The organism is Bradyrhizobium sp., assembly GCF_052389815.1.
Classification (GTDB): domain Bacteria; phylum Pseudomonadota; class Alphaproteobacteria; order Rhizobiales; family Xanthobacteraceae; genus Bradyrhizobium.
The window spans coordinates 47,811-55,063 of sequence record NZ_JBQTHN010000093.1; the positions used below are offsets into that span (position 1 = coordinate 47,811).

Consider the following 7,253-nt stretch of genomic DNA (forward strand, 5'->3'; position numbering starts at 1 on the left):
CTTCAGTCGTCAATCCCAGTCCCAATCCCAGCATGCGCCTTCTGATTGTCGAAGACGACCGCGAATCCGCCGATTACCTCGTCAAGGCGTTCCGCGAGGTCGGACACGTCGCCGATCTCGCCGCCGACGGCGAGGAGGGCCTGGCGCTCGCCGACGGCGGCGACTACGACGTGCTGGTGGTCGACCGCATGCTGCCGAAGCGCGACGGCCTGTCGCTGATCGGTGCGCTGCGCGACAAGGGCAACCGCACGCCGGTGCTGATTCTCTCCGCGCTCGGCCAGGTCGACGACCGCATCAAGGGTTTGCGCGCCGGCGGCGACGACTATCTGCCGAAGCCGTATTCCTTCGCCGAGCTGCTCGCCCGCGTCGAGGTGCTGTCGCGCCGCCATGGCGGCCCCGCGGAGGAAACCGTCTACAAGGTCGGCGATCTCGAGCTCGACCGGCTCTCCCACCGTGTCGCGCGCGGCAAGGAGGAACTGACCTTGCAGCCGCGCGAGTTCCGCCTGCTCGAATATCTGATGAAGCATGCCGGCCAGGTGGTGACGCGCACCATGCTGCTTGAGAACGTCTGGGACTATCATTTCGATCCGCAGACCAACGTCATCGACGTGCATATCTCGCGCCTGCGCTCCAAGATCGACAAGGGATTCGACCGCCCGCTGCTGCACACCATCCGCGGCGCCGGTTACATGATCCGCGACGGCATCCGGTAGGCCGTGGCGGCGTTCGGCAAACTGATCCGCACCACGGCGTTTCGCCTGACGCTGGTCTATCTCCTGCTGTTCGCCCTGTTTGCGGCCTCGCTGCTGGCGTTCTTCGCCTGGAACACCCGCCGGCTGATCACCGAGCAGATCACCACGACGGTCAACGCCGAGGCCTCCGAGATCAACGAAATCTATCTGCGGCGCGGCTTGAACGGGCTCGCCTGGACCATCGACCGCCGCGCGCTGCGGCCGGGCGCCAATCTCTATCTCATCACCGCGCCCAACGGGGTGTCGATCGGCGGCAATGTCGGCTCGCTCTCGCCCGGCGTGATGGCGACCACCGGCTGGTCGGAAACGTGGTACCGGCGGCTGGATGAAAACGACAGGGCAGAACACCGCGCGCTGGTGAAGGTCTCTGAGCTCAGCAACGGCTTCCGCCTCCTGATCGGACGCGACCTGGAGGAGCGGCGGCGCCTGTTCGGCATCGTCGCCAAGGGCGCGCAATGGTCGCTGCTGGTCATGGTTGTGCTCGGCATCGGCGGCGGCATCTTCGTGTCGCGGCGCGTGCTGCGGCGGATCGATGCCATGACCGGCACCACCCAGCGCATCATGGCCGGCGACCTCTCGGGCCGCTTGCCGGTGGGCAGGAGCGGCGACGAGCTCGATCGCCTCGCCGGCAATCTCAACGCCATGCTGGAGCGCATCGAGGCGCTGATGAACGGCCTCAAGGAGGTCTCCGACAACATCGCCCACGACCTGAAGACGCCGCTGACGCGGCTGCGCAACCGCGCCGAGGAGGCGCTGGCGCGCGCCGGCAACGAGGCCGACTACCGCGCGGCGCTGGAGCGCACCATCGAGGAGTCCGACGGGCTGATCCGCACCTTCAATGCGCTGCTGATGATCGCGCGCGCCGAGTCCGGCCAGGCGCGCGACAACATGGATGATTTCGACGCCGCCGAGGTCGCCAAGGGCATCCACGAGCTCTACGAGCCGCTCGCCGAGGACGACGGCATGACGCTGACGGTGAAGGCTGCGGCGGCACCGCTCCGCGGCAACCGCGAATTGATCAGCCAGGCGCTCGCCAACCTGGTGGAAAACGCCATCAAATACGGCAAGCCGGCCGCCGCTGCGCAGCCCCTCGGCATCAAGGCCGGGCGGGAGATCTTGATCGAGGCGCGCCGCGAGGGTGCTTCGGCGCTGCTCAGCGTCACCGACCGCGGCCCCGGTATTCCCGAAGCCGACCGCAGGCACGCCATCGAGCGCTTCGTGCGGCTGGAGGCGAGCCGCACGCTGCCCGGCTCGGGCCTCGGCCTCAGCCTCGCCAATGCGGTCGCCACCCTGCATGGCGGCGAGCTGCGCCTTGGCGATGCACATCCGGGCCTGGTGGCGACGCTGGTGCTGCCGTCGCGCAGCGGCGAGAGGCTTGCGGCGCAAACGCTGGATGTGCCACAGAAGGTGGCATGAATGCATCCGCGCCGGGAAACGCGGAACGACATCGCCCGCTGGCCGCCCGCTTCGTTGCGGGGCCCTATGTCTCCGCTCCCGATAAAGCCGAACAACGCCTTGGCGACTGGCTCTCCGGGCTCGAGCCTGTGCAGTCGGCTGCGCTCGATGCGCTGCTCGACCACGATGCTGCCAGGAAGATACTGCTCGGCATTGCCGAGTTCTCGCCATACCTGTTCGATCTCGTCCGCGCCGATGCGGCGCGGCTGATCCGTATCCTCCAGTGCGACCCCGAGCCGCATCTCGCTTCCCTGATCGAGGGCACTTCCACCGCGGTGTGGTCCGCGGCCGGCGAGACCGAGGTAGCGCATTCTCTCCGCCGCTTGAAAGCGGAAGCTGCGCTCCTCATCGCGTTGTGCGACATCGGCGCGGTGTGGCCGGTGATGCGGGTGACCGCGGCGCTGACCGATCTTGCGGTGGCCGCGGTGCAGATGGCGCTGCGCTTCGTGCTGCGCCATGAAATGGCGCGGGGTCGCATCAAGCCTCCCGATCCGGAGCGCCCGGAGCTGGGAAGCGGCCTCATCGTGCTCGCTATGGGCAAGATGGGCGCGGGCGAGCTGAACTATTCCAGCGACATCGACCTCATCGTGTTCTTCGACCGCAACGCGACGTCGCTCGATCCGGACATCGAGCCGCAGCCGTTCTTCGTGCGCGTCACCCAGGCGATGGCGCGGCTGTTGCAGCAGCGCACCGGCGAGGGCTACGTGTTCCGCGTCGACTTGCGGCTGCGGCCCGATCCGGCCTCGACGCAGGTCGCGATCTCGACGGAAGCCGCGCTGCATTACTACGAGCGGGAAGGGCGCACCTGGGAGCGCGCGGCGATGATCAAGGCGCGGCCCTGCGCCGGCGACCTTGCTGCCGGCGAGGCGCTGGTCGCCGAGATCGCGCCGTTCGTCTGGCGCAAGCATCTCGATTTCGCCGCGCTTGCCGACGTCCACGACATGAAGCGGCAGATGCAGACCTATCGCGGCCAGAGCGAGATATCGGTCGAAGGACACAATGTGAAAGTCGGCCGCGGCGGCATCCGCGAGATCGAGTTCTTCGCCCAGACCCAGCAGCTGATCGCGGGCGGCCGCCATCCGGAATTGCGGGCGCGGCCGACGCTGCTCGCGCTCAATGTGCTCGCCAACAGCAACTGGATCACCTACGAGGCGCGCGACGAGCTGACGGCGGCCTACGAATTCCTGCGCCGCGTCGAGCACCGCCTGCAGATGGTCGCGGACGAGCAGACCCACGCGCTGCCCGAAGACGCCGAGGCGGTCGAGCGCTTTGCGAATTTTTTCGGCTATGAGAGCCGCGATGCCTTCGCCAGGGATCTCATCGGCCAGCTCAACATCGTGCAGGGGCACTACGGCCGCCTGTTCGAGGGCGACCCGACCGGCACGGAGAAGCTGCCCGACGTCAACTACGCCGCCGGACCCGAGGATCAGCGCCTGCTCGATCACCTGCTGTCGCTCGGCTTCGAGAAGCCCGCGATGGTGGCGACCACCGTGCAGCAGTGGCTGACCGGCGACTACCGCGCGCTGCGGGTCGAGGCGACGCGCAACGCCTTCGTCGAGTTCATGCCCGGCCTGATCGACGGCCTTGCCCATGCCGAGGAGCCGGACAATGCAGTGATCGCGTTCGACCGTTTCCTGCAGGCGTTGCAGCGCGGCGGCCGGCTCATCTCGCTGCTCAGCCAGAACCCCGATCTGGTTGCGCTGGTGGCGCTGATTCTCGGTGCGGCACCGCGGCTCGGCGACATGCTGGCCCGGCAGCCGCAGATCGTGGACGGCCTGATCGACCCGCGCTTCTTCGGCGCGATGCCGGACCGGAAGGAGCTCTCGGGGCGGTTGGCCGCGACGCTGAAGGATGCCGATTCCTACGAAGACTTCCTCGACCGCCTGCGCCTGTTCGGGCAGGAGAGCCTGTTCCTGATCGGCACCCGAATCCTCTCGGGCACCGTCTCGGCCCAGCAGGCCGGCAGCGCCTTCGCCGACGTCGCCGAGGGCATCGTCCACACCGTGCACGGCCTCGTCACCGACCAGTTTGCCCGCCAGTACGGCAAGATCAGGGATCAGGAGACCGCGATCATCGCCATGGGCCGGCTCGGCAGCCGCGAGATGACGGCGTCATCCGACCTCGACCTGATCCTGCTCTACGACCACGACCACGAGCAGCCGGATTCGGACGGCGAGCGCGCGCTGCACGGCGCGCAATATTTTGCGCGCCTGACGCAGCGGCTGATCAGCGCCTTCACCACGCGCACCAATTACGGCGTGCTGTACGAGATCGACATGCGGTTGCGCCCGTCCGGCCGCGCCGGCCCGCTGGCCTCGCGGCTCGATTCCTTTGCCGACTACCAGGAGCGCGAGGCCTGGACCTGGGAGCACATGGCCCTGACGCGGGCGCGGGTGATCTCGTCGTCGCCCGGCTTCCGCATCAAGATCGAGGAGGTGATCCGCTCCGTGCTGACGCGGCCGCGCGACGCCGCCGCCACTGCGGCCGACGTCGCCGACATGCGCCGCGCCATCGCGCAGGAAAAGGGCGAGGACGACGTCTGGAATCTCAAATATGCCGCCGGCGGCACCGTCGATATCGACTTCATCGCGCAGTACCTGCAGCTCGTCCATGCCGCCGACAAGCCGGACATCCTCAACGTGTCCACGCTTGCCGTGATCGACAATGCCGCACGCCTTGGCGTGCTCGCGCCGTCCGACGCCGAGGTCTTGCGTGGGGCTGCGCGCCTCTACCACGACCTGACGCAGATCATCCGGCTTTGCGTCACCGGCAAGTTCAATCCGGCGGCGTCGGGCGAAGACCTGCTGCAGGTGATGGCCCGGGCGGGGGACACGCCCGACTTCTCGGCCCTGGAAGCGCGGCTGCGCGAGACCCAGGTCGAGGTGCGGCGGGTGTTCAACGCGGTGGTGGGCTAGGCCGATTGGCCGGCGCAATCGGCCGATATCGAAATGAAATTGCCGCAGCCAATGACCGCCCAAGGCGTTGCTTTTGGCTTATTTTCCGGCGCAGTCATGGTATTCCTTGCGCAATCCGAACGAGGCTCTTCACTTGATCGACAAGCTCGAACTTCTGCTTGCGCTCGCCAAGGAGCGTCATTTCGGCCGCGCGGCGGAGGCCTGCGGCGTGACGCAGCCGACCATGTCCACCAGTCTGAAGCAGCTCGAGGAAATCCTCGGCGTGATGCTGGTGCAGCGCGGCTCGCGCTTCCAGGGTTTTACCCCGGAGGGCGAGCGCACGCTGGACTGGGCGCGGCGCATCGTCGGCGACGCGCGCGCCATGCGGCAGGAGATCAAGAGCCTCAAGCAAAAATTGTCCGGCGAATTGAAGATCGCGGCGATCCCGACCGTGCTCGGCATGGTGGCGCAGCTGACGACCCCGTTCCGCGCCCGCTATCCGGACGTGCGCTTCCGCATCCAGTCCTGCACCTCTTCGGACGTGCTGGGGCTATTGGAAAATCTCGAGGTCGACGCGGGGCTCAGCTATATCGAGAACGAGCCGATCGGCAACGTGCGCACGATCCCGCTCTACAACGAGAGCTATCGCTTGCTCACCGCGCGCGATGCGATGTTCGGCGACCGCGAGCAGGTGACCTGGAAGGAGGTTGGGCAGGTGCCGCTGTGCCTTCTGACCCCCGACATGCAGAACCGCCGCATCATCGATCGCGCCTTGAGCTCGGTCGGCGCGGAGGCTACGCCGACGCTGACGTCGAACTCGCTCCTCGTGCTCTACACCCACGTCAAGACCGGCCGCTGGGCGAGCGTGATGCCGGCGAAACTTGCCGAGACGCTCGGCCTGTCGGACGCCGTGCGCAGCATCCCCATCGTCGATCCCGAGGTCAATTATTCGATCGGCCTCGTGATTCCGCAGCGCGATCCGATGACGCCGCTGCTCGCGGCGCTGGTGCAGATCGCGCGCGAGGTCGCGCCGACGCTGCAGTCGTGAATTTGACGAGGAGACTAAGCGATGGCTCATCCTGCGCTGGCGGAAGGCAATGTGGCCGTGATCACCGGGGGTGCCTCCGGCATCGGGCTCGCGGCGGCGATGCGCTTTGCGACGCTGGGCATGAAGGTGTGCATCGCCGATATCGGTGCAGATAGCCTCAAGGCGGCAGAAGCAAAATTGGCATCGGCGTCCCCTGCAGGCGGCGCGAACGTCATGATCTCTAGGGTCGATGTCAGCAGCCGCGACGAATTGACCGCGCTGGAAGCCGCGGTGCAAACGCGGTTCGGCGGCACCGATATCCTGATGAACAATGCCGGCATCTCACCCGGTGCGAAGATGTTCGGCCCGCCGGAGAACTGGCAGCGCCTGCTTGCCGTCAATCTCTGGGGCGTCATCCACGGCACGCAGGTGTTCGCGCCGCACATGATCGAGCGCGGCCGGCCGGGCCTCATCGTCAACACCGGTTCGAAACAGGGCATCACCACGCCGCCGGGCGAGCCCGCTTACAACGTCAGCAAGGCCGGCGTGAAGGCGTTCACCGAAGCGCTGCAGCACGAGCTGCGCAACACCGAGGGCTGCCTGGTCACTGCGCACCTGCTGATCCCCGGCCACGTCTTCACCGGCCTGACCGCGCGCGGCCGCACCGAAAAGCCGCCCGGCGCATGGACGCCGGAGCAGACGGTGGACTTCATGATCAGGAGCCTGGAGGCTGGCGATTTCTACATTCTCTGTCCCGACAACGACGTGCCGCGAAGTCTCGACGAGCGGCGCATGCTGTGGGCGATCGGTGACATCGTCGACAACCGCCCCGCGCTGTCGCGCTGGCATCCCGACTATGCCGATGCGTTTGCGGCGTTTGTGAAGAAGGGATGAGGACAGCGCGCGTAGGGATGGTGTTGACTGCGTAGGATGGGTTGAGCGGTAGCGAAACCCATCACGGCGGTGAGATGGAGGTGATGGGTTTCGCGAGGAGCTCAACCCATCCTTGTATCAGCACGACCTGCTAAGGTGTGAGGGTTCCGCAAGGAATGGCCCGGCCTGGGTGGCCACCCGGACCGGGCCGCTGACCGTTGGATCGTAACCCATCGAAGCATCGTGAGCTGA

Annotated in this window: 5 protein-coding genes; all 5 read left to right on the top strand. The window is 67.0% G+C overall.

Annotated elements, in window-relative coordinates:
* Nucleotides 1-32 precede the first annotated feature (32 nt).
* The 5 genes from ACT4OC_RS16220 (at nucleotide 33) to ACT4OC_RS16240 (ending at nucleotide 7,022) form a co-directional block, all read left to right on the top strand.
* Nucleotides 33-713: a response regulator transcription factor gene (locus ACT4OC_RS16220; RefSeq protein ID WP_444840024.1), complete on the top strand. Its 681-nt coding sequence runs from the start codon at nucleotides 33-35 to the stop codon at nucleotides 711-713.
* Between the two features lie 3 nt (nucleotides 714-716).
* Nucleotides 717-2,168: an ATP-binding protein gene (locus ACT4OC_RS16225; protein ID WP_444840025.1), complete on the top strand. Its 1,452-nt coding sequence runs from the start codon at nucleotides 717-719 to the stop codon at nucleotides 2,166-2,168.
* Nucleotides 2,165-5,122, top strand: a complete 2,958-nt coding sequence (locus ACT4OC_RS16230) for a bifunctional [glutamine synthetase] adenylyltransferase/[glutamine synthetase]-adenylyl-L-tyrosine phosphorylase (protein ID WP_444840026.1) — start codon at nucleotides 2,165-2,167, stop codon at nucleotides 5,120-5,122. Before ACT4OC_RS16225 ends, ACT4OC_RS16230 begins: the two co-directional genes overlap by 4 nt.
* Before the next feature lie 133 nt (nucleotides 5,123-5,255).
* Nucleotides 5,256-6,149, top strand: coding sequence for a LysR family transcriptional regulator (locus tag ACT4OC_RS16235; protein ID WP_444840027.1), 894 nt, complete (start codon nucleotides 5,256-5,258; stop codon nucleotides 6,147-6,149).
* 21 nt (nucleotides 6,150-6,170) lie between these two features.
* Complete coding sequence (locus tag ACT4OC_RS16240; protein WP_444840028.1) at nucleotides 6,171-7,022, top strand: SDR family NAD(P)-dependent oxidoreductase; 852 nt, start codon at nucleotides 6,171-6,173, stop codon at nucleotides 7,020-7,022.
* The last annotated feature ends 231 nt before the right edge of the window (nucleotides 7,023-7,253 follow it).